This is a genomic window from Flavobacterium bizetiae (assembly GCF_902804475.1).
Classification (GTDB): domain Bacteria; phylum Bacteroidota; class Bacteroidia; order Flavobacteriales; family Flavobacteriaceae; genus Flavobacterium; species Flavobacterium bizetiae.
Genome location: NZ_CADCSU010000069.1, coordinates 1 through 23,008 on the forward strand (window position 1 = coordinate 1; position 23,008 = coordinate 23,008).

At 34.2% G+C, this 23,008-nt stretch carries 16 protein-coding genes; 13 read left to right on the forward strand and 3 right to left on the reverse strand.

Going from position 1 to position 23,008, the window contains the following annotated elements; all coding sequences use genetic code 11:
- The 3 genes from FLACOL7796_RS07840 to FLACOL7796_RS07850 all read left to right on the forward strand — a co-directional run.
- Positions 1-370, forward strand: a 370-nt coding sequence (locus FLACOL7796_RS07840) for a hypothetical protein (RefSeq protein ID WP_173970258.1), incomplete at its 5' end; no start/stop codon positions are given.
- 183 nt (positions 371-553) lie between these two features.
- Positions 554-955 carry a hypothetical protein gene (locus tag FLACOL7796_RS07845; protein WP_173970259.1) on the forward strand — a complete coding sequence of 134 codons (402 nt, stop codon included), beginning with the start codon at positions 554-556 and terminating at the stop codon, positions 953-955.
- Positions 956-1,500: 545 nt separating this feature from the next.
- Positions 1,501-1,917 (forward strand): SMI1/KNR4 family protein, encoded by a 417-nt coding sequence (locus FLACOL7796_RS07850; RefSeq protein ID WP_173970260.1) that lies wholly within the window; start codon positions 1,501-1,503, stop codon positions 1,915-1,917.
- A gap of 35 nt (positions 1,918-1,952) precedes the next feature.
- On the opposite strand, the gene FLACOL7796_RS07855 is transcribed toward FLACOL7796_RS07850, so the two are convergent.
- Positions 1,953-2,237 (reverse strand): hypothetical protein, encoded by a 285-nt coding sequence (locus FLACOL7796_RS07855; protein ID WP_173970261.1) that lies wholly within the window; start codon positions 2,235-2,237, stop codon positions 1,953-1,955.
- Between the two features lie 296 nt (positions 2,238-2,533).
- Here FLACOL7796_RS07855 and FLACOL7796_RS07860 point away from each other — a divergent pair, with 296 nt between their 5' ends.
- The 5 genes from FLACOL7796_RS07860 (at position 2,534) to FLACOL7796_RS07880 (ending at position 8,372) form a co-directional block, all read left to right on the forward strand.
- On the forward strand, positions 2,534-3,010 hold the full coding sequence (locus FLACOL7796_RS07860; protein WP_173970262.1) for a hypothetical protein: 477 nt from the start codon (positions 2,534-2,536) through the stop codon (positions 3,008-3,010).
- 94 nt (positions 3,011-3,104) lie between these two features.
- Positions 3,105-4,181, forward strand: coding sequence for an acyltransferase family protein (locus tag FLACOL7796_RS07865; RefSeq protein WP_173970263.1), 1,077 nt, complete (start codon positions 3,105-3,107; stop codon positions 4,179-4,181).
- Positions 4,182-4,486: 305 nt separating this feature from the next.
- Positions 4,487-6,796, forward strand: a complete 2,310-nt coding sequence (locus tag FLACOL7796_RS07870; protein WP_173970264.1) for a DNA topoisomerase 3 — start codon at positions 4,487-4,489, stop codon at positions 6,794-6,796.
- Positions 6,797-7,100: 304 nt separating this feature from the next.
- Positions 7,101-7,577, forward strand: a complete 477-nt coding sequence (locus FLACOL7796_RS07875; RefSeq protein ID WP_173970265.1) for a DUF6265 family protein — start codon at positions 7,101-7,103, stop codon at positions 7,575-7,577.
- 57 nt (positions 7,578-7,634) lie between these two features.
- Positions 7,635-8,372 carry a protein phosphatase 2C domain-containing protein gene (locus FLACOL7796_RS07880; RefSeq protein WP_173970266.1) on the forward strand — a complete coding sequence of 246 codons (738 nt, stop codon included), beginning with the start codon at positions 7,635-7,637 and terminating at the stop codon, positions 8,370-8,372.
- Between the two features lie 70 nt (positions 8,373-8,442).
- On the opposite strand, the gene FLACOL7796_RS07885 is transcribed toward FLACOL7796_RS07880, so the two are convergent.
- A complete protein-coding gene (locus FLACOL7796_RS07885; protein ID WP_173970267.1) occupies positions 8,443-9,603 on the reverse strand; it encodes an MFS transporter in 1,161 nt (386 codons plus the stop codon).
- A gap of 259 nt (positions 9,604-9,862) precedes the next feature.
- Between FLACOL7796_RS07885 and FLACOL7796_RS07890 the strand changes: the two genes are divergently transcribed.
- The 5 genes from FLACOL7796_RS07890 (at position 9,863) to FLACOL7796_RS07910 (ending at position 20,019) form a co-directional block, all read left to right on the forward strand.
- Positions 9,863-12,184 (forward strand): TonB-dependent receptor, encoded by a 2,322-nt coding sequence (locus tag FLACOL7796_RS07890; protein ID WP_173970268.1) that lies wholly within the window; start codon positions 9,863-9,865, stop codon positions 12,182-12,184.
- Positions 12,185-12,282: 98 nt separating this feature from the next.
- Positions 12,283-14,739: a TonB-dependent receptor gene (locus FLACOL7796_RS07895; protein ID WP_173970269.1), complete on the forward strand. Its 2,457-nt coding sequence runs from the start codon at positions 12,283-12,285 to the stop codon at positions 14,737-14,739.
- Between the two features lie 447 nt (positions 14,740-15,186).
- On the forward strand, positions 15,187-15,912 hold the full coding sequence (locus tag FLACOL7796_RS07900; protein WP_173970270.1) for a hypothetical protein: 726 nt from the start codon (positions 15,187-15,189) through the stop codon (positions 15,910-15,912).
- Positions 15,913-16,192: 280 nt separating this feature from the next.
- The gene (locus FLACOL7796_RS07905; RefSeq protein WP_173970271.1) at positions 16,193-18,499 is read left to right on the forward strand and encodes a TonB-dependent siderophore receptor; all 2,307 of its coding nucleotides are present in this window, start codon (positions 16,193-16,195) and stop codon (positions 18,497-18,499) included.
- A 206-nt stretch (positions 18,500-18,705) separates the two neighbouring features.
- The gene (locus FLACOL7796_RS07910) at positions 18,706-20,019 is read left to right on the forward strand and encodes an APC family permease (protein ID WP_173970272.1); all 1,314 of its coding nucleotides are present in this window, start codon (positions 18,706-18,708) and stop codon (positions 20,017-20,019) included.
- A gap of 289 nt (positions 20,020-20,308) precedes the next feature.
- On the opposite strand, the gene FLACOL7796_RS07915 is transcribed toward FLACOL7796_RS07910, so the two are convergent.
- Entirely contained in the window at positions 20,309-22,945 is a 2,637-nt protein-coding gene (locus FLACOL7796_RS07915; RefSeq protein ID WP_173970273.1) for a valine--tRNA ligase, read from the reverse strand.
- Positions 22,946-23,008: the final 63 nt, after the last annotated feature.

Sequence of the window (23,008 nt, forward strand, 5' to 3'; positions counted from 1 at the left end):
ATATATTAATAATATTAATCCGGAAGAAATAGTTAGTCAATACATAAAATATTCTGATGCGGATCAATACAAAAAAGGCACTAGTATGATTATAGACTTTCGTAATTTTGCCAAGGAAGAGAATGGAAATTTCTTTTTACTAAAAAAAGATGTTGTAGAAAACAATTTTTCTATTTCATCTTATAATTCTTTTAATGAAATTGATAAAGCTAAATTCAACAATTTAGAAGAAAAGAAACGAGAAAATGTTTTTAAAGTTGATTTAAAACACAGTATTCCCCAATACATTTTGATCGAAAATGATAAAATAGTATCTTTTTTTGGTTTTCAAAAAGCCAGTTCTAATGATTATACTTTTATAGTATTTTAATATGCCAGATGCCAAGGATTTTTTAACTATGACTGGACTGTTAAGAAGGTAGAATCAAAACAAAAGCGACAAAAATATGTCGCTTTTGTTTTATATTTACAAACATAACAAACCATTGTTTGTAAGCACGGTTTGCAAATCCACGCTATCGGATAATATTATGGGAAGTATAAAAAAAAATAGATGAACTCTTATTTTAATAAATTTCAGGGTGGAATATTCGTAGTTATCAAAATAGATAATAAATTTTCTATTTATTACGGAGAAAATTCCTGGTGGCTTTTAGATGATTGGGAGCATGATATTTTAAAAAATAATTATTTACAAGAAATAGAATACTTAAAGATTGAATTTGAAAATATAAACAAAGCATATAAAACTGAGAGTGTTAATGTAGTTAAAACCTCCTTTAATAATTATCTTCCGAGTTTATACATTGATTTTGACAATAAAGAGCTTTATAGTAACTACTCTGATCAGCTAATAGAAAATAGAATTATTGAAGGATGGAAAGGTTTTTTTATAGAAAATCAAAATAGGTTTTTAGAATTAATTCCTAAAGAATTTAGATATTGGGAAACCTAAAAATTCCCGTTGACGCAAGCCTCCGGCTGTTAAACGCAAAACTGAACAAAAAAATTTAATCATTACGCTAATCATAACTAAACAATTCAGTAAAAATGGATTTTTTACAAATAATAGTAGGTCGGGTTTTATTAGAGTATTTAGGAGCGTTCGTTAGATACCTATATCTAAGTTTAAGATGTTTACTAAACGACGATGATTTTACAACATTCTCAAGTATATGGTCACCAACTGGCAGTAACAAAAAAAAGGAAGGAAACAGCTCTTTAAATCATATGATTGGAGTCATATTCTTTGGAACACTTATAATTTTATTGATCATTTTTAATACCTAACATTGATTGAAATAGAAATCCCGATATCCGAAGTTTTCCTCAACAAGATCACTATGTAAAGTTTAAAATTTTACCAAATATGAACAAGTATAAACCAACAGAAAAAAATTGGCTCAAAATAATTATAAATAATTTACTTGATTTTATTTTAATGTGGAAATAATTCCGCTCGCGCTAGCAATAGCTATCTGAACTTTAATACAATAAATTATGAGGCATTTTAATATAGTTGATAGAATACAAGACGCTGAATTTAATTTCATTGAAAATAATTTAAAAATTGATCTTCCAAATATTTTGAAAGACTTCCTTAAAAAATATGGGGGACTATCTATTTATGAAAATACTTTCTCATCTAATGATAAAGGAGACTTTCAAATTGGTCAATTTTTAATGTTTGACGAAATATTAAATCTTTCTAAAGAGTTTTTTCATGAGTATAAACGTAAACTAGTTCCTTTTGCCTATGATGGTGGCGGATGGCATTTTTGTTTAAGTTTTGATCCTGAAACTTATGGTAAAATAGTTATCAACCGATGGACAGACCATTTGCCCGAAGAACAATTTTTAATAATAGCCGATAGCTTTGAAACTTTTATAAATGGATTGCAAGAAAAAACCAGCTAAACAGAAATCCTCGCTGTCTTTATTCTTAGAAAACCTTATTTTGTATCAGACTCTAAACAAATCTTATGCAAATCATCCAATAATTCCATTTCCTGATCTGGTAGAAGCTGCAAGGCGATTTCAAGCAAAGTCACTACATTAATATCTGTATCTGATTCAAAATTAGCCAAACTTCGGGCTTCCTTATTCATTAAAACGATACTCGCTTTAAGAAGATCTGAAACTATTAAATTAAGTTCGTTATAACCGGAAACCTTCAGCGGTACACTAAACGAATTATCATTATTATCCTCTAATTTTAGCGTAGTGAATTTATTCATTCTATTTATTGATTCTAAAAATTCCCTGACCTGTTTTCTATCTTGTATTTCCATGATTGAGTTATATTATTTTTATTCTAATTTTCATCGCAACGAAACTACAAACAATAGATTATTTTTAGGTGATTGTATACAATCGGTCGTATTCAACTGATTGAAATTTCAATTAGACTAAAAACAAAAAAGCCACAAGAAAATAATTTTGTGGCTTTTTTTATAAACAGAAAAAAACAATCTTTGTGAAAACAGATTGTAAATCTGTAGTATAGAACCAAAAACAATTCAAAAACTCAAATATGCTTAAACTCTATAAACAAAAAGACAATCAGCTTTGGTACTGGGAAACTTGGGATAAAGACGAAAAAACAGCCATTGTACATTGGGGAATCGTTGGAGAACAAGGAGAAAACAAAGAAGTTAAAGGCGGATTATTTTCGAGTTTCAGAAAAAATGTGCAAAAAGAAATTGATCAGAAATTAAAAGAAGGCTACGCAGAGTTTGATCAGGATAAAGTTTCTTTTTTAGAAATAGAATATAGTATTGAAGGTTTTGGTACAGAACAAGATCTTGCAAAACGACATAGGCTCGAGCAAAAAATGGATGAAATTTTAGGCTGGACAGGACTTGGTCACAGCGATGGCGGAAGCATTGGCAGCGGAACTATGGAAGTAGGTTGTATGGTGGTTGACTTTGATATTGCCAAAAAAGTGATCGAAGAAAGCCTTAAAGAAACTGAATTTGAAAACTATTCAAGGATTTTTAAAATAGATTAGGAATAAAACATTCAAAATACTAGCAAGATACTTTCTCCGCTGGTAAAAATTTAATTGAGTTTCTTATAATTATTCCGCAATATTAAATAAAACCATGACACAACCCCAAACCGAAACCCTAAAACCAAAACAACATTTTGAGATCCTGGACGGATTAAGAGGAATAGCCGCTGTGGCTATTGTAATTTTTCATTTTATGGAAATCGTGCATCCGCCGAGCGAAAATTTTATTGCGCATGGCTTTTTAGCTGTCGACTTTTTCTTTTGTCTTTCCGGATTTGTTATTGCTTACGCCTACCACGATCGTATTGGTAAAATGAAACTCACTGACTTTTTCAAATTAAGATTAATAAGATTACATCCTTTGGTTCTCTTTGGTTCTGTATTGGGTTTGTTGGCATTTCTTTTCGATCCGTTTGGCGGTCATCCTGAAACTTACCAAACCGGTAAAATCATTTTGATATTTCTGGCATCCATTTTTCTGATTCCGTTTCCGGTTATGGCAGATCGGTATTTCAATATATTCGGATTAAATGCGCCGGGCTGGTCTTTGTTTTGGGAATATGTTGCCAATATTTTTTACGCGCTTTTCCTTTATAAACTAAGCCGTCGTTCCCTTTTTGTATTAACGGCTTTGGCTGCAGCAGGAATATGTTTTGTGAGCCAACGCGCAGGAGGTTCTTTAATGGGCGGATGGAGCGGCGAAACTTTTTGGGATGGCTTTGGTCGCATTTCGTTTTCATTTTTAGCAGGAATGCTTATTTACCGCTCAAATTGGATTATTAAATCAAAATTAGGTTTCATTAGTTTATCTGTATTATTGCTTTTGGCTTTTGTATTGCCTTTTTCATATTTCAATTGGCTTACAGAACCATTGGTTGTTTTATTTTATTTCCCTTTATTGATAGTATTGGGAGCGGGAGCAACTTTGGCCCCGGGATTCAAAAAACTATGCGTTTTCTTCGGACAAATATCATATCCTTTATACATGACGCATTATGCAGCAATGTGGATATTCGCCAACTATTATACAACTTACAAACCTGAAACCACGCAACTTACTTTTATTATCATTGCAGGAACTATTCTTCTTGTGGGTATCGCCTATTTGACGATGATTTTTTATGATATCCCAATTAGAAAATATCTTACGGACAGAAGAAAGAAGTAATCTCGCAAAGACGCAGAATCGCAAAGTTTTTTATTTAAGGTCACTGATTAAAATGATTAAAATGATTTTTTGTTTCACGCAGATTCTGCAGATTGGAACAGATAACACAGATCCATTCAATACTTTAAATACGCTGCGACCATCAGCTTAAATCTTTTTAAATCTGCGGGAAACAAAAAAACTTAAAAAAGGAAAAACTTTGCGACTCTGCGTCTTTGCGAGATTAAAAAAAACCTTTGTCCCTTTATAATTTCAATACCAAATTCTAAATCGCTAATTTCGCCTTATAAATAAGAAGGAGAAAAATGAAGGTATGTATTGCTGAGAAACCAAGTGTAGCACGCGAAATCGCATCCGTTTTGGGAGCCAATACCAAGCACGATGGATATTTTGAAGGAAACGGTTATGCCGTGACCTACACATTTGGGCATTTATGTACTTTAAAAGAACCCAACGATTACAAACCACACTGGAAAAGCTGGGATTTGAATAATCTACCCATGCTTCCGGAGAAATTCGAGACCAAAGTCGTTCAGAATTCAGGTATCGAAAAGCAATTTAGAATTGTAAAAAGCCTCTTCGACAAAGCCGAAGTGGTGATAAACTGCGGGGATGCCGGGCAAGAAGGAGAACTGATTCAGCGTTGGGTAATGAACGAAGCGAATTATAAAGGCGAAGTACAGCGTTTATGGATTTCGTCTCTAACAACCGAAGCGATAAAAGAAGGATTCGAAAACTTAAAGCCTTCTGAAAACTACGATAATTTATTCTACGCCGGATTTTCAAGAGCCATTGGCGACTGGTTATTGGGTATGAATGCCACGCGTTTGTATACCGTAAAACATGGCGGATACAAACAAGTATTGTCTATTGGCCGCGTGCAAACGCCAACATTGGCAATGGTTGTAGATCGCTGGAAAGAAATCGAAAACTTTAAACCTCAACCCTACTGGGAATTACAAACGTTATACAGAGAAACCCTTTTTAGTTATGAAGAAGGCCGTTTCCTGAAAAAAGAAGACGGAGAACTTCTCGCCAATAAAGTTAAAGAAAGTGAATTCGAAATTGTTTCTGTCGACAAAAAGAACGGAAACGAATACGCGCCTAAACTATTCGACTTAACGGGTTTACAGGTGTATTGCAATACCAAATTTGGATTTTCGGCAGATGAAACGCTTAAAATTGTACAAACTTTGTACGAGCAAAAAGTAGTGACCTATCCCAGAGTTGATACGACTTTCTTACCCAATGATATTTACCCAAAAGTACCGGGAATTCTGCAAAAATTATCCAAATATGCCGAGTTAACGCAACCACTTCTAGGAAAAAAAATAAAAAAATCACCCAAGGTTTTCAACGATAAAAAGGTTACAGATCACCACGCGATTATTCCAACGGGAATCGAGAGTAATTTGCAATTCAATCAGCAACAAGTATATGACATTATTACAAGACGTTTTATTGCCGTATTCTATGATGATTGTTTGGTTGCCAATACCACAGTAATAGGAAAAGCAGCCGAAGTAATGTTCAAAACCACCGGAAAAGTGATCTTAAAAAAAGGTTTCCGTGTTGTTTTTGAAGATCCCAATGCCAAAGAAAAAGAAGCCGATTTATTACCCAATTTTGTCGTGGGAGAAAAAGGTCCGCATGAACCCTCGTTTTTAGAAAAAGAAACCAAACCACCCAATCAGTTTACAGAGGCAACTTTACTTCGTGCGATGGAAACCGCCGGTAAACAAGTCGATGACGAAGATTTACGAGAATTAATGAAAGAGAACGGTATTGGACGTCCGTCTACGCGAGCAAATATTATCGAAACACTTTTTAAGCGTCAATACATTGTTCGAAATAAAAAACAGGTTTTACCAACACCTACAGGGATTCAGCTTATTGATACGATTCAGAACGAATTGATCAAATCGGCAGAACTTACAGGTTCCTGGGAGAAACAACTGAAAGATATCGAAAAAGGTACTTATACCGCCGGAGCTTTTATTAAAAACATGAAGCGAATGGTCGAAGCTTTGGTTACCGAAGTACGAAGCGAAACCAGACACGCCAATATCTCGCACGCAACCGCAACTCAAAAGGAAGTGGTTAAAGTTGAGAAAAAGAAAGCCGCAGGAATCTTAGCCGAAACTTGTCCGAAATGCCAGAAAGCCACTTTAATAAAAGGAAAATCGGCTTTTGGATGCGGTAATTACAAAGCAGGTTGTGATTTTTTATTGCCGTACACTTTTTCAGATAAAAAAATATCCGAAAATCAATATTTAAGATTGGTTCAAAAAGGATCAACTGTCAATATAAAAGGCTTTAAAACCGATGAAGGAACTGTTGAAGGTTTAATTCGTTTTGAAGAAAACTACAAGTTAAAATTAGAAATCAAAAAAACAGCCGCGAAAGACAAACCAGCAGCAAAAACAGATTCTGATGCTTTAACTTGTCCGAAATGTAAAAAAGGAACCATCTTAAAAGGAAATACCGCTTATGGTTGCAGCGAATACAAATCAGGATGTAATTTTAAAGTGACTTTTGATGATGTAAGAGCCAAACTAAAAGATCAAAAACCAACTAAAGAACTGGTTTATTTGATTTTAAGCGAAAGCGTTTAATTATTTTAGCCACAGATTACTGGATTAGAATGATTTTTTTCTTCGCCACGAATTTCACTAATTTTCACGAATTATTGTTTCACGCAGATTCTGCAAATTTGGGCAGATTTAATTTTGATTTAGAATTATACAAATCTGCGAAGATCTGCTTAAATCTTTTTAAATCTGCGTGAAACAAATCATCTTAATACTTTTATCCCGATAGCTATCGGGAGTGGCAAGCTTCAAAAATTAATTCATGTAAATTGGTGTTATTCGTGGCAAACATTTTTTTCATACTTTAGTACAATCAAAAACCATAAATATGTTTCAGAAAATTACTCTTTTAGCTCTTGTAATAATTGTTGTTTCTTGCCAGAAAAAAGAATCTGTAGAAAAAGATAAAATCAAAATTGCAGACTGGCTTATCGGCAATTGGGAAAACACTTCTCCAGATGGTACTTTAACCGAAAACTGGACAAAACTAAACGACAGTACTTTTAGCGCGACATCCTACTTCATTAAAGGAAAAGATACTCTGCATTTCGAAAACATTGTATTAACTCAAAAAGGCGAAACCTTAACTTATTTTGCTACTGTAAAAGGTCAGAATGATGATAAATCGGTTGCATTTCCATCAACTGCTGAATCTGATAAACAATTGGTTTTCGAAAATCCAAAACACGATTATCCTCAAAAAATCACCTATACAAAAGGCGCAAATAATACTCTGACTGCTGAGATTTCAGGGAATTTACAAGGGAAAGCTAGTTCTGAGAAGTTTGTTATGACTAAGAAGTAATAATTTTAATTGAAAAAAAATCCAGAATCAATACCAACAACAAGTACAAATAATTAGATGAGAATATATTCATCATTGCAAATTGGCGATTATCATCAAAATAATTGTGAAGATCATTTATTCATCGGTGAATATGGAAAAAATCACACTATTTGCGCTCTAATGGATGGTTGTACAACAGCATTAGAAAGTCAGTTTGCTTCTCTATTAGTTGGAAAAATTCTAAAAAAAATCTGTTTAGAAAAAGGCTACAAAGAATTTATTGAGAAAAACAATCATTCCCTCTCTCCTGAAGAAAATCTAAAAGTAATTCTACAAGCTTTGTTAAATGAGCTTAAAATTATAAAGAATCAATTGATGATTGATGAGAAAGAATTATTAACAACTCTCATTATTCTTTTATTTGATAAAGTGCAACAGAAAGGTATTGTATTAACCATTGGAGATGGTTTTGTCAATATAAATGGAAAAATAACCGAATTTGAGCAAGACAACAAACCTGATTATTTAGGTTTTCATCTTTCAGAAGATTTTCAAACTTTCTATAGTTCACAAAAACAAAAAATTGAATTCAATTCACTTCAAGACATCAGTATTGCAACGGATGGAATTTTTACCTTCGAAAAGTTATTGCCTTCTAAGTCAAAAGAAAAAATTGACGTTATTCAATTTTTAACAATGGATAAAACAAATTCTGAAAAGAATGATATGCTTGATTTTAAATTAAAAAGGATAGAAAATGAGTTTGGTTTAAAACCAACAGATGATTTTTCTATGATTAGAATTATAGTTTAAAAATTACTCAATAACAATCCAAAAAGAAAAACCTCAGTAACTCAGAACCTCAGCACCTCCTAAAAAAAACCTACTCATTCTCCCCGATTTTATTCACCATAAAAATCATCAATATCCCTAGAAATGCCATTACCAAAAAGGCGAATTTCATACTTAAATATTCAGAGATAAACCCCACCATTGGCGGAACCAATAAAAATCCAAGGTAACCAATTGTGGATATAGAAGTTAACGCAGAACCACTACTTAATTTTGACGATCTTCCGGCAATGCTAAATACTAACGGAACAACGCAGGAAACCCCAATTCCGATTAAGACATAACCAAAAATCGTTGGATAAATAAAGGGCAACAGAAAACAAATTAAAAATCCTAAAGTGATAAAAATACCACTATAAAGGAGAATTCGTTTTGTACCAAATTTCATTACGCCATAATCTCCAAACAAACGTCCTAAAGTTACTGCTGTTGCAAAAAATACAAATGCAGCACTCGTTAATTTTGGTGAAGCGTGTAAGATATTTTCAAAATAAATACCACTCCAATCGTACATTGTATTTTCGCAAGCCATAGAAACAAAACAAATTATGGCAAACTTAATCAGATTTTTTTCCGGCATCGAAAAGAACTTCTTCTTTACCGGTACAGGTTCATTATGAATACTAAGCGGATAAAAACAAGCCGTAAGCGCCATCATAAAAACACTTACACCCAATAAATGATGCGCCGGCGCAATATGCCTTGATACCATTACATAACCTAAACCTGCTCCTGAAAAAACAGCAATACTCCAAACCGCATGAAAACGCGTTATGATCGATTGTTTATATAATTTCTGAACCTCAAGCGATTGTGCATTAATCGATAAATTAAAAATATTACGTGAAGCCCCAAAAATTAAAAGTATAATGACCAACTGCCATACAAAACCTGCAAGTCCGGGTAAAGCCAGAACAACATTAAACATTACGGCTCCAAGCAACATGATATATCGGCTGCTGTATTTGTTTAATAATCTTCCTGTAAAAGGCATTGTAAGCATTAAACCAATAGGAAAAGCGAATAAAACAGTTCCAAATTCAGCTTCGGATAAATGCAACTGCGCTTTTATATGCGGTATTCTCGAAACCCAGGAAGAATATCCAAATCCGGAAAGGAAAAAAAATACAGTATTAGCTATTCTAAATCCTCTGGGTGTATTTTGAATTTTTTTAAAGAAAGGTAAAATCATGAAGCAATTTTTCAGATTGCAAAATTAAGCCTTTTGAAGTGTAACATCTACCCTTTTTTGAATTTTTAATAAAAGTCAGAAATTTAAGTCAGCTGCTATTCTTCCTTCAATAAAAAAATTAATTATTTACTTAAATATAACAAAAAGCGCATTAAATCATTCTTTATAAAATTTGTTAAGGAAATATTAATTTCTACATTTGCACTGTTTTTATTCATTCTAAATAAAAACAAAAATCTTAACCAAATTCAATATAAAAATGAAATATTCTACTGTGAAAACCTATCGTTTTCTATTCACAATCAGTTTTCTATTCTCGGTTTTTTGTTCATTCGCCCAACAAAATTTCGGAAAAATAAAAGGTACCATAACAACCTCTGACGGCGACGCTGCTGCCGGTGTAAATGTTATTCTTAAAAGCTCTAAATACGGTACTACTACCAATGATGACGGAACTTTTGAACTGAACAGAGTAAAAGCCAATACTTACACGCTGCAAATATCCTTAACGGGTTACGAAACTACTGAACAGGAAGTTGTTGTAGCAGAAAGTGAAACCTCTGCCATAACGCTGCAACTAAAAGTTTCGAACAAAGAATTGCACGAAGTTGTAGTAAACGGTAAGAAAAGCATCTTATCTAAAAAAACAGATTACGTGGCCAGAATGCCGCTTAAAAATCTCGAAAATCCGCAGGTTTATAGTGTGATTCAAAAAGAACTTTTGCAGGAACAAATTGCTGTAGATATTAGAAGCGCAGTTATAAATGCCCCTGGAGTAACTACAAAAATTTACCCGTCAGGAGGACTTGAAATTTCTTTTAGAGGTTTTAGCACAGGAGTTAATGCCCGAAACGGAATGGAAAATATGACGGGCCGTAGTTCTATTTCTATTGATAATGCAGAACGCATTGAAGTGCTAAAAGGACCATCAGGAACTTTATTCGGATCGTCTGTTTCGTCTTTTGGTGGTGTTGTAAATCTTGTTACCAAAAAACCTTTTGAAGGTAAAAAAACAGAGGTTTCTTATACGGGAGGAAGTTTTGGATTAAACCGACTTGCACTTGATATTAATACGCCATTAACGCCTGATAATAAAGTATTGTTCAGATTAAACACTTCTGTAAATACGGAAAAGAGTTTCTTAGATTATGGTTTTAATAAAACATTCCTGATTGCGCCGAGTCTTGTCTATAAAGCAACAGATAAATTAACCTTAAGTGTTGATACTGAAATCTACAATGTAAACAACACGCGCCCTACTTACGGACGTTCGTATGCTCCGGGAATTACAAACCCAACAGATCTGCAAATAGATTACAGAAAAAGTTTATTTCATGATGACTTAGATGCTAAAACTTCGTCGACAAAAGTGTTTGTTCAGGCAGAATATCAATTGGCAAAAAACTGGAAATCTACAACGCTTTACTCTTTTATAGACGAAAATGTAGATCGCAGTTATCAATATTACACAAAATGGACTTCTCCAACTGAAGTTCTAAGAAGTGTATCTCGTTTTGGACCAATATCCAATCAGTTTACGAACATACAAGAAAATATCAATGGTGAGTTTGCTACCGGAACCATCAAACACAAACTATTAGTAGGTGTAAATTACAGATTCTCAAAAGGTACTTTTAATTATGGTGCAACGCCGGTTCTGGACACGATCAATGTAACAAAACCTTTTGAGCCTATTCGAAAAAAACAAGTCGATGCAGCGCTGTCTCAACTTACATGGCCAGTTCCTGACGAACAAATATTTAGTGTTTACGCCTCAGATGTAATCAGTTTTACAGATCGTTTATCTGCCATGTTGAGTCTTCGTTTAGACAATTTCGTTCAGAAAGATCTTGTAGATGTTCCGGGATATAATCAAACAGCTTTATCTCCTAAATTAGGTTTGGTTTATGAAGTGATTAAAAATCAGGTTTCATTATTTGGAAATTATATGAACGGTTTTCAAAATTCAGGTCCTGTAAATCAGCCAGACGGAAGTTTGTTAGTCTTAAAACCTGTTTACGCCAACCAATACGAAGGTGGTGTAAAAGTAGAAGCTTTCAATAAAAAATTAAGCACAACTTTAAGTTACTACAACATTACTATTGATAATGCGACAAGAACAACACCTGACGGATATAGTGTTCAGGATGGTAAACAAGTAAGTAAAGGTCTGGATTTCGAATTTATTGCGAATCCTATCGAAGGTTTCAACGCCGTGCTTGGTTATGCTTATAATGATAATCGAATCGTAAAATCGTCAGATGCTAGTATCGAAGGAAATAAAGCCAGCGGAGCGCCTGAAAACGTAGTTAATTTTTGGTTGTCTTATAAATTTCAAAATATACTGAAAGATTTCGGACTTGGTTTTGGTAGTAATTATGTAGACAAACAATACAAATTCGAAGACGAAAGTTTCTATGCTCCTTCTTATTCTGTTTATAATGCTACTGTTTTTTATGAGCAGCCAACCTGGAGACTTGGTGTAAAATTCAACAATATAACGAACAAAGAATATTGGGATTCATACGGAATGGCACAAACTCCGGCAAATGTCTTAGTAAACTTAACGTTGAAGTTTTAAATACTTAATATACAAAGCACCTCTAAATCCGGAGGTGCTTTTTAATTCTTATCAACTCAAAAAAAAACTCTTTTAGAATAATTAATCAAACCAAAAAAATGAAGCATCTTAATCTACGCATTCAGCACTTTGCTTTTGCATTATGTCTTTTTCTAATCGCCACCAGCGCGATGTTTGCCCAACAAAACACAGGAAAAATAAAAGGAACCATCACAACCTCAGACGGAGAATTGGCAGTTGGGGTAAATATTATCCTTAAAAACTCCAAATACGGTACAATTACCAACGAAGATGGAGCTTTCGAATTTAGCCGTGTAAAAGCCAATACCTACACTTTGCAGGTTTCCTTAACCGGTTACGAAACACTTGAGCAGGAAGTAAATGTTGTTACCAATGAAACTACCTCGCTTGACTTGCAATTAAAAGTTTCTAATAAACAATTAAAAGAAGTTATCATTACCAATAACAGGGCAAAACTTTTCCCGAAGCAAAGCAATTATGTTTCGAAAATGCCTTTGAAGAATATCGAAAATCCACAAGTTTATAATGTTGTTTCGGCTGATTTATTAAAAGAACAAGCCATTACAAACTATGAAGATGCTATGAAAAATGTACCTGGAATTCAAAAAATATGGGAATCTACTGGTCGTGGCGGCGACGGAGGATCGTATTACTCTTTGCGTGGTTTTGAAACTCAGGCCAATATCGTAAACGGATTACCAGGTTTATCTAACGGAAGTTTAGATCCTGCGAATATCGAAAGAATCGAAGTAATTAAAGGACCATCAGGAACGTTATTCGGGAGCAGCTTAGTAAGTTACGGCGGACTTATTAATACCGTTACCAAAAAACCTTACTCCGGTTTTGGTGCCGAGGTATCTTATCTCGCCGGAAGCTTTGGTTTAAACAGAGTTACTGCCGATGTAAACACCTCTGTAGACGATGCAGATAATGTAGGTATTAGAATTAATGCTGCTTACCAAACCGAAAATAGCTTTCAGGATGCCGGTTTTAGAACTTCATTTTTCGTAGCTCCGGTTTTATCGTATAAAGTAAACGAAAGACTGTCTTTCCTGATTAGTACAGAGTTTATGCAGGAAGAAAAAACAACTCCTTCGATGCTTTTCTTAGGAAGAAATTCTCCTGTGCAATATGCCAATATGAATGATTTGAATTACAACACAAAACTTTCTTTCTACAGTAACGATTTGTCTATCAAAAACCCAAAATACAATTTGCAAGGTCAGATGAATTATAAAATCTCAGATCAATGGACTTCGCAAACAGCGCTTTCAAGAGGTTCTACAAGATCAAACGGATATTACTCTTACATCTACGACAACGAAAATAGTCAGCGCGATTTTGGCATCCTGATTACCAGAGAGCAATCTCAAACCATAACAACTGATATTCAACAGAATTTTATTGGCGATTTCAAAATAGGAAATATGCGCAATCGACTTGTAGTTGGTTTAGATTATTTCTCAAAAAATACTATTTACAACGGTACAGGCTGGGCTTGGGTTTATAATGTAAATGCCCAGGGAGAAAAAAATTATATAGATCCCGCTACCGGACTTATTGTACCAGGAAATCCTGCGAGAGATCGTGTGCTAACACAAAGCTCAGTAGACAATATCCTTTCTACTACAGGCGTAAAAGATAATAACATCAAAGATGCCACTTATAGCGTTTATGCTTCTGACGTGATCAATATTACATCAAAATTAATTGCAATGGCCAGTTTACGTCTGGATTATTTCGACACCGAAGGCAATATCAAAACAGATGCCGACGATTACAACCAAATCGCTTTGTCTCCAAAATTTGGTTTATTGTACCAACCCATAGAAGATAAACTTTCGTTATTTGCCAACTACATGAATGGTTTCAGAAACATCGGACCAATGATCAATGGCAGCACAGGAGTTTCAAAAACATTCGAACCAGAACATGCCAATCAATTAGAATTTGGAGTAAAAGCCAATCTTTTGGGCGATAAACTAAACGCAACGGTAAGTTATTATGACATTAAAGTTGCCAATTTAGTTACTGCAGATCCTGCCGATATCAACAATAGTTTACAAGGTGGTGAAGCACAAAGCAAAGGTTTTGAATTCGATTTGAATGCAAACCCTTTTAAAGGATTCAATATTATTGCAGGTTATAGCTATAATGACAGTAAAGTGATCAAAGGAGATGAATCTAATGTTTGGTTAGAAACCGGAAAAAGACCAATCTGGTCAGGTCCTGAAACTTTAATCAACCTTTGGGCAACCTATAAATTTGATTACGGAAGTCTAAACGGTTTTGGTCTTGGTTTTGGAGGAAATTATGCCAGCGACAATGTTACCTTAGACAGTAAAGTAACCGGAAAATTTGTAATCCCATCTTATACCGTAATTAATGCTTCTGTTTTTTATAACGTAAGCAAGTTTAGAGTCGCATTAAACATTAATAATATTACCAATAAAGAATATTTTAATGGAGGATGGTCTACCATAAACCCGCAAAAACCAAGAAATGTTGTGGCGAGTTTTACTTATAAATTCTAAATTTCAGGCTTTAAAAAGTCAATTGTAAACTTAAATCGCTTACAGAAAAACAAAAGAAAGATTGTCCTTTATTAGGATGATCTTTTTTTTTAGGAGCTAATCCCGCACCCGAGCCTGAAAGTGCGAACTGGCGAAGCAATTCGTTGCAATCTTTTGTGGCTCCCGATAGCTATCGGGAGCCACAAAAGGATTTCCACTACTATCGGGGCTAGGAAATTCGTTTTCATAACAATATTTTCGTCTGCTATATTTCATTTTGGAACTACAATATGCCAAGCAAATCCCACTCAGAATTCTACAAAGATTGGCAATATCCTTTACGAAATTATCCAATCCATCAAATTATTTTACTTTAAAAGTCTTTTTTTTAAGTTTTATTTTTAATTATTCTAAATAAGAGTTAAGTTTGTGAAAAATAATTTTTTAATAAAATTTAAACTTCATCTTATGAAATCTAAAACTTTAAAAACGATAACATTTTTACTTTTAATGTTAGTTGCGGCTCCACAATTATTTGCTCACGCCCTTTGGATCGAAACTAAAGCTACTGGTACAAAAGGAAAAGCTCAGGAAATATCTGTTTATTTTGGAGAATTTTCAGATAACGACATTACAAAAGCAGACAAATGGTTCTCTGATTTAAAAGATTTTACCTTAGTATTGGTTTCTCCTTCAAAAAAAGAAACAAAACTAACTTCTAAAGCGTTAGATAATAAATATCAGGCATTTTTTACTCCAAATGAAGATGGAGTTTACACTATCGTAATGCACCACAAAGTAAAAGACGTTTACGGAACTATGGTTTTAGATTACAATTCAAGCGCTACAGTAGTAGTTGGAAATAAAACTGCAGGAAACTATGCAACTGCCAATAATAATGTAATTGGAGTGTTTAGCGAAAACGCAGACATCGCAAAAAAGAATGTAAAAATTGACGGATTTGCTTTATACGAAGGTGCTGCTGCAAAAGAAACAAAAATTAAAGTAATTGCTCCAAACGGCTGGGAAAAAGAATTGTGGACAAACGATAAAGGTCAATTTTCTTTTACACCAATCTGGTCTGGAAACTATATGGTAGAATATGCTCATACTGAAAAAGCCTCTGGCGATCATAATGGCAAAAAATACGATGAAATCTGGAAAATGGCTACTTACCAAATCACGGTTAAATAAGTAATGCTTTCCTAAGTCTTAATACAATTAACCTTGTTCTTTCGGGCAAGGTTTTTTTATGCCCAACCATTAAATCTTTAAATGAAATAAAAAGAGAGCAAAAGACTATTTCACCTTCAGATCTCAAAAAACAATAAATTAAAAAAGCAAAATCTTAAGCGAATCTTAAGGCAAAACTAATCAAATTTTAAGTAAGAAAATCTATCAATATATTTTGTTAAAACATATAAGTGACCTTATATTTGCAAAAAGTTATTTTTATTCAATCTAAATAAATACCATGAGATATAAATTACTATTCGCTTTATCTTTTATAAGTTTCGCTACTTATAGTCAGGATTATGCAAAGGCAGACAACACCTCAACAGCAAATGATACTGTAAAAAACAAAAAGGGAGAAATTCTGAATGAAGTTTTAATTACAGCTAATAAGCCTAAAAAACCAATCGAAGCGGCACGTTCAGGAATCAAAGTAATGGATTTACCGCAAAGTGTTCAAATCATTGGCAGCGAAATAATCGAAGAGCAACAAGCAATCAGATTAAGTGAAGTAGTAAAAAACCTTAACGGAGTTTATGTAGGATCTGCTCGTGGTGGCGCTCAGGAATCTTTTTTCTCAAGAGGTTACGATATGTCTGCCAATAATATGTTTAAAAATGGCTTTCGTTACAACGCAGGTTCAATACCAGAAGTTTCTTCTTTAGAAAAAGTAGAATTCTTAAAAGGAGGATCTGCTTTATTATACGGAAACGTCGCTCCTGGTGGAATCATGAACTTAGTAACTAAAACTCCAAAATTTACACAAGGTGGTGAATTATCCATGCAAATGGGAAGCTACTCTTTCTACAAACCATCTTTAGATATTTACGGACCGTTAAACAAATCTATAGCTTACCGATTTATCGCTTCTTACGAAAACTCAGAAAGCTTTAGAGATTACGTAAAAAACGAACGTATTTACGTTAACCCTTCGTTCTTATTTCATCTTTCAGATAAAACACAAATTACAGTTCAAGGGGATTATTTAAGCGCAGACTGGACTCCTGATTTTGGTACGGGAATCTATGGTAAAACAATTTTAGATTTACCTCGTAACGAATTTTTCGGTTCACTTTGGTCAACAGCAAATACAAAATCAGCAAGTGCTTCGATGTTGTTTAATCATGATTTTAATAAAAATTGGAAATTAAATTTTAATTCTTCGTATCAATCTTACCGCAGAACTCAGACTTCAACAGCACAATTAAGTACGATTGATGCCAACGGAAACTGGAAACGTGGTTTAACAAAAGCTGATGGTGCAGAACAAATATTTGGCGATCAATTGAGTTTACAAGGAACTTTTAATACCGGTAGCGTTAAACACGAGATTTTTACAGGGGTTGATTACGAAAATTCTCTGGCTCCAAGTTATACTTTTGGATTCTATAATCCGGCAAAACCTGCAGACCTTATAACAACAGAAGCTACAGCTATCAACTTATATACTTACGATTACAGCACACAAAGTCGTGATATTCCTTACCCTTCAAGAACTACTCAATTAACAAGTACAGAAACACAACGTTTTGGAGCTTATTTTCAAGATTTGGTTTCGATCAATAAATATGTAAAAGTTTTAGCAGGATTACGTTGGTCTTGGCAACAAGCCGAAGCTACCACTACAAAAGAAGTAATCGAGAAAAAGAACAATGTAAATGTTATTACAACTACTTACGAAAATGCGATTCCGGTTACAGGGGCTAAAACCTTAAACAAAGCTTTTTCGCCTAAAGCAGGATTAGTAATTCAGCCAACGACAGATTTATCGCTTTTTGCAAGTTATTCGAACTCGTTTACACCAAATACGGGAACAACAGTAGATTCAAAACCGTTAGATCCTTCGATTATTGACCAGTATGAAGTGGGTATTAAAAAAGATTTCTGGAAAGGTCTTTTAAGTACAAACGTTACTGTTTATCAAATAACAAATAACAATCTGGCACAAACTGCGCAATTTTTAGCCGATGGTGTAACACAAAATGCCAACACCAATTTTAAAGAATTGGTAGGTGCTACAAAAGGAAAAGGTGTCGAAATAGATATCACCGCAACTCCTGTTGAAGGCTTGAATATTTTGGCTGGTTACAGTTTTAATGAAACTAAAGTTTCTAAATCATCAGGAACAAACGGAAGTCTTGTAGTAGGCGATATATTAGCTAGAACTCCTAAACATACAGCCAATTTAAGTTTCTTCTACAAATTGCCAGAAGGCTTACTAAAAGGATTAACTTTTGGAGCAATTGCCAATTATGTAGGTGACCGTACAGGAGGTTGGAATGATGATTATTTATGGACAGCTGTTACACCAACTCCTGCAAATCCAAAACCGGATCCAGCATACATTGTAACAATCAGAGATCGTGATATTCCGTTAAAAGGATACACAACAGTTGATGCTTCTTTAGGTTATGAGTGGAGAAAATTTTCAATCTTATGCAGATTATCAAACATTACAAACGAATTGAATTATACCGTTCACGAAAATTATAGTGTGAACCCTATCGCGCCTCGTCAGATCATGACAAGCCTTAGATACAAGTTCTAAAAAATTGAATTAGATGTTAATCTTCCAAAGCTTTTTCTGCATTTTCATTTTTTGAAAAACAGAAGAAGCTTTTGGTTTTTTAACTAAAATACAAAACCTCATTTAGTAATAAATGAGGTTTTTTTTTGATACAAACGAAAGTCTTCGAATTGTATTACTTTTACTGTGCAGATACTTTATATCTCAATAAAAAACAAACTCTAGATATGTCAGATTCCAAGAAAAACCAATTAAAGAAAAGTCTCGGTTTAAGTTTTAATATTGCCGTATTAATTGGAGGAACAATAGGAGTTGGAATCCTACGAACACCGGGCGCCATTGCGGGATTATTAGACAATTATTGGCTCGTTATTGCTTCCTGGCTCTTTGGCGGATTATTTGTTTTAATAGGTGCTAATTCGTATGCCGAGTTGGCCACAATGTTACCTAAAGCCGGAGGATCTTATAATTATATTAAAAGAGCTTTGGGCGAATATGCCGGATTTTTATCAGGCTGGTTCGATTATATTACCAATGTTATTCCGCCTGCCTTTTACTGTATTGTTATCAGTGAATATATTATCATTTTATTTCCTGATCTTCGAAACTACTCTACCGAAATGGCGATTTCGCTTTTGGTCGCTTTTGTATTACTGCATTTAAGCGGCGTAAAAAACGGAAGCTTTATTCAGCAAATTACCAGTTTATTAAAAGTCATTTGTTTCTTTGCCTTGCTTGTAGCTTGTTTTATGTATACAGGCGTGAAATTAGCGCCAATTCCAAAAGACAATTCCCTTGTTCAGATTGGTTTATTATTTGGATTTTTCAAATCGCTTCAGTTGATTATAGGCACATACAATGGCTGGAATAGTGTTTGCTTTTTTGCCGAAGAAAACGACGATCCAAGCAAAAATATCCCGAAATCATTATTTAGTGGAGTCTTACTTGTAATCGCTATTTATGTTTTATTGAATGTGGCTTTCTTTCACGTTTTACCCATAGAAACCATAGCAAAATCAAATCTGGCTGCAGCCGATGTTGCCAACGTCATTTTCGGAAAAAACGGAGCCATTATCGTTACGGTGATTTCTATATTCTCTCTAATCAGTATTCTAAATGCCTTCATGATGATTCCGCCCAGAATCCTGTACGGACTAAGCCGCGATGGTTTTTTTATAGAAAAAGGAACAGCAGTTAATAAAGGCGGAACCCCAATTGTAGCACTTTTGGTTTCATCACTTTTTAGTTTGTTTTTAATTTGTATCGGTTCATTCGAAGTCTTATTTTCGTTTGCTGCCTTTACTTCTATTATCGTTTGGGGACTTGCCTATTTTTCTCTTATAAAACTACGAATTTCAGAACCTGATTTACCAAGACCTTATCGTTCGATCTGGTATCCTTTTACAACAATTATCGCTATTATAGCTTCGCTAGCCTTATTAATTGGTTTTGTTTACAGCGATCCCAAAAGTTTTATCATTATCGTTGCCATCACGTTGATTTCTTATCCTTTATTTTTGGTTTTGAGGAGGAAGAAATAATAATTGATGTTTTTTTATCGCCACGAATTCACGAATTATTTACAATCAGATTATAACCTAATCTTGTCATTTCGAAGAATGAGAAATCTCCGCAAGAAACTAACACAATCAAAATTGAAAATCTTTGTAGAGCTGCTAAAGAGGATTTCTCATTCTTCGAAATGACAAACTGTGTGGTAATAAATCTTTGTCGATTTCCGCGTGTGATTTCTCCTTTCAGTCGAAATGACAAAATACAAAAAAAGCTGTCCAAATGGACAGCTTTTATATTTTAAAAAAAATCTAATTCTTATTTCAAACCAGCAATACTTTGCTCGATTGTAGCAATTTTTGCTAAAGCATCCGCTTCTTTTTGTTTTTCGTTTGCTAAGACTTTCTCTGGTGCTCCGGCAACGAATTTCTCGTTTGATAATTTTGCCTGAACTGATTTTAAGAAACCTTGTGTGTAAACCAACTCTGCAGTTAGTTTTGCAATTTCAGCCTCAACATCAATATTTCCTCCAGAAATCGGGATGAAATATTCATTCGATTTTACACGGAAAGACAACGCTCCATCTACTTTAGCCGAAACATATTCGAAAGCAGTAATGTTTCCTAATTTCGTTACAATTGTATCAAAATAAGTCGAAAGACTCTCGCTGTTGATGGCTTTTAATTCGATAGCATCTTTAAACGGAATATTTTTATCTTTTCTAATCGTTCTAATTCCTGAAATTACCTCAATTGTACTTTCAAAATCAGCAATTAAACCTGCGTTAAAAGGTTTTAATTCCGGCCATGTTGATACAATCAGAGCTTCTTCAGGAGTTCTGTCTGTAATTAAGTGCCAAATTTCCTCTGTTAAGAAAGGCATAAATGGGTGAAGTAATTTTAAGTTACTTTCTAACATTTCGATTGCTTTGTCGAACGTTGCTTTATCAATTGGTTGTTGGTAAGCCGGTTTAATCATTTCAAGGAACCAAGAACAGAAATCATCCCAAACCAATTTGTAGATCGCCATTAATGAATCAGAAATTCTGTATTTCTCGAAATTATCTTCAATGTCAACCAACGTTTGCTGCAACTTCGCTTCGTACCATTCGATCGCCACTTTTGATGATTCCGGCTGTGGAATTGTTTCAGAAACTTCCCAACCTTTGATCAATTTAAAAGCATTCCATATTTTGTTTGTAAATGATTTTCCTTGCAGGCATAATTCTTCATCAAACATAATATCGTTTCCGGCAGAAGCACTTAAAAGCAATCCTACACGAACACCATCGGCACCAAATTTTTCGATCAAGTCTAAAGGATCAGGAGAATTTCCTAATGATTTAGACATTTTACGACGTTGCTTATCACGTACTAAACCAGTTAGGTATACATTCGTAAATGGTTTTTCTCCTGCATATTCGTAACCAGCAATGATCATTCTGGCAACCCAGAAAAATAAAATATCCGGACCTGTAACCAAGTCATTTGTTGGATAATAATATTTAAAATCTTCATTTTCAGGATTCACAACACCATCAAAAACTGACATTGGCCATAACCAAGCCGAAAACCAGGTATCTAATGCATCAGAATCTTGACGTAATTCTTCAAAATCACTAATAATAATACCTTTAGTTTCTTCTAATATTGCAGCAGCTTCATATTTATCATTTGCTACAACAAAATCTTCTTTTCCGTCTCCGTAATAAAAAGCAGGAATTCTGTGTCCCCACCATAACTGACGAGAGATATTCCAATCGCGAATATTGTTTAACCAATGCGCGTAAGTGTTTTCGAAACGTTTTGGATGTAATTTAATATCACCAGTTTCTAAAACCGACTTAATTGCAGGTTTTACTAATTCTTCCATTTTAAGGAACCATTGATCTGATAATCTTGGTTCGATTACCGCTTTGGTTCTTTCAGATGTTCCTACTTTATTCAAATGGATTTCGGTTTTTGCCAAAGCTCCAATTTCTTCTAACTCTTTTGCAATTTCAGTACGAACTACAAAACGATCTTTTCCTTGGTAATGTAATCCGAAGCTGTTTAATGTAGCGTCTTCATTAAAAATATCAACGATTTCAAGATCATGTTTCTCTCCAAGCGTTTTATCGTTCATATCGTGAGCAGGAGTTACTTTCAAACATCCTGTTCCGAATTCTACATCTACATATTCATCTTCGATAATTGGAATTACTCTGCCGCAAATAGGAACAATCGCTTTTTTACCTTTTAAATGTGTAAAACGCTCATCATTCGGGTTAATACAAATTGCAGTATCTCCAAAAATAGTTTCCGGACGTGTTGTTGCGATAGTCAGGAAATCTTCAGATCCTTCTATTTTATATTTTAAGAAAAATAATTTTCCTTGTTGTTCTTCGTAAATAACTTCTTCGTCAGACAAAGTCGTTTTAGCTTCCGGATCCCAGTTTACCATTCGGTAACCTCTATAAATTAATCCTTTATTATATAGGTCAACAAATGATTTAATTACCGCTGCCGACATGTCAGGATCCATCGTAAATTTGGTACGTTCCCAATCGCATGAAGCACCTAATTTTTTAAGTTGCTCCAAAATTGTTCCACCATATTTATGTGTCCATTCCCAGGCGTGTGCCAAAAACTCTTCGCGGGACAAATCATTTTTATTGATTCCTTCTGCTTTTAATTTTGCTACGACTTTTGCTTCAGTTGCAATAGAGGCGTGATCCGTTCCCGGAACCCAACAAGCGTTGAATCCTTTAAGACGTGCTCTACGAATTAAAACATCCTGAATAGTATTATTCAACATATGTCCCATATGCAAGACACCAGTGACGTTTGGAGGAGGAATTACAATAGTATACGGTGTTCTATGATCTGGTTCTGAATGAAAATAATTGTTTTTCATCCAGTAATCATACCATTTGTTCTCAATCGTCTTAGCGTCAAATTGTGCTGGAATTGTCATTTATTAGGCTGTTTAATCGTTAATTCGTTTAATCGTTAATTCGCTTATTTGTTTAATCCTATT

Excerpts from the sequence above, each read along its gene's own strand:
- FLACOL7796_RS07850 (WP_173970260.1), top strand. The coding sequence starts at position 1,501 with ATGAGGCATTTTAATATAGTTGATAGAATACAAGACGCTGAATTTAAT.
- FLACOL7796_RS07865 (WP_173970263.1), top strand. The coding sequence starts at position 3,105 with ATGACACAACCCCAAACCGAAACCCTAAAACCAAAACAACATTTTGAG.
- FLACOL7796_RS07900 (WP_173970270.1), top strand. The coding sequence starts at position 15,187 with ATGAAATCTAAAACTTTAAAAACGATAACATTTTTACTTTTAATGTTA.
- FLACOL7796_RS07915 (WP_173970273.1), bottom strand. The coding sequence starts at position 22,945 with ATGACAATTCCAGCACAATTTGACGCTAAGACGATTGAGAACAAATGG.
- FLACOL7796_RS07890 (WP_173970268.1), top strand. The coding sequence starts at position 9,863 with ATGAAATATTCTACTGTGAAAACCTATCGTTTTCTATTCACAATCAGT.
- FLACOL7796_RS07905 (WP_173970271.1), top strand. The coding sequence starts at position 16,193 with ATGAGATATAAATTACTATTCGCTTTATCTTTTATAAGTTTCGCTACT.
- FLACOL7796_RS07860 (WP_173970262.1), top strand. The coding sequence starts at position 2,534 with ATGCTTAAACTCTATAAACAAAAAGACAATCAGCTTTGGTACTGGGAA.
- FLACOL7796_RS07870 (WP_173970264.1), top strand. The coding sequence starts at position 4,487 with ATGAAGGTATGTATTGCTGAGAAACCAAGTGTAGCACGCGAAATCGCA.
- FLACOL7796_RS07895 (WP_173970269.1), top strand. The coding sequence starts at position 12,283 with ATGAAGCATCTTAATCTACGCATTCAGCACTTTGCTTTTGCATTATGT.
- FLACOL7796_RS07845 (WP_173970259.1), top strand. The coding sequence starts at position 554 with ATGAACTCTTATTTTAATAAATTTCAGGGTGGAATATTCGTAGTTATC.
- FLACOL7796_RS07875 (WP_173970265.1), top strand. The coding sequence starts at position 7,101 with ATGTTTCAGAAAATTACTCTTTTAGCTCTTGTAATAATTGTTGTTTCT.
- FLACOL7796_RS07855 (WP_173970261.1), bottom strand. The coding sequence starts at position 2,237 with ATGAATAAATTCACTACGCTAAAATTAGAGGATAATAATGATAATTCG.
- FLACOL7796_RS07880 (WP_173970266.1), top strand. The coding sequence starts at position 7,635 with ATGAGAATATATTCATCATTGCAAATTGGCGATTATCATCAAAATAAT.
- FLACOL7796_RS07885 (WP_173970267.1), bottom strand. The coding sequence starts at position 9,603 with ATGATTTTACCTTTCTTTAAAAAAATTCAAAATACACCCAGAGGATTT.
- FLACOL7796_RS07910 (WP_173970272.1), top strand. The coding sequence starts at position 18,706 with ATGTCAGATTCCAAGAAAAACCAATTAAAGAAAAGTCTCGGTTTAAGT.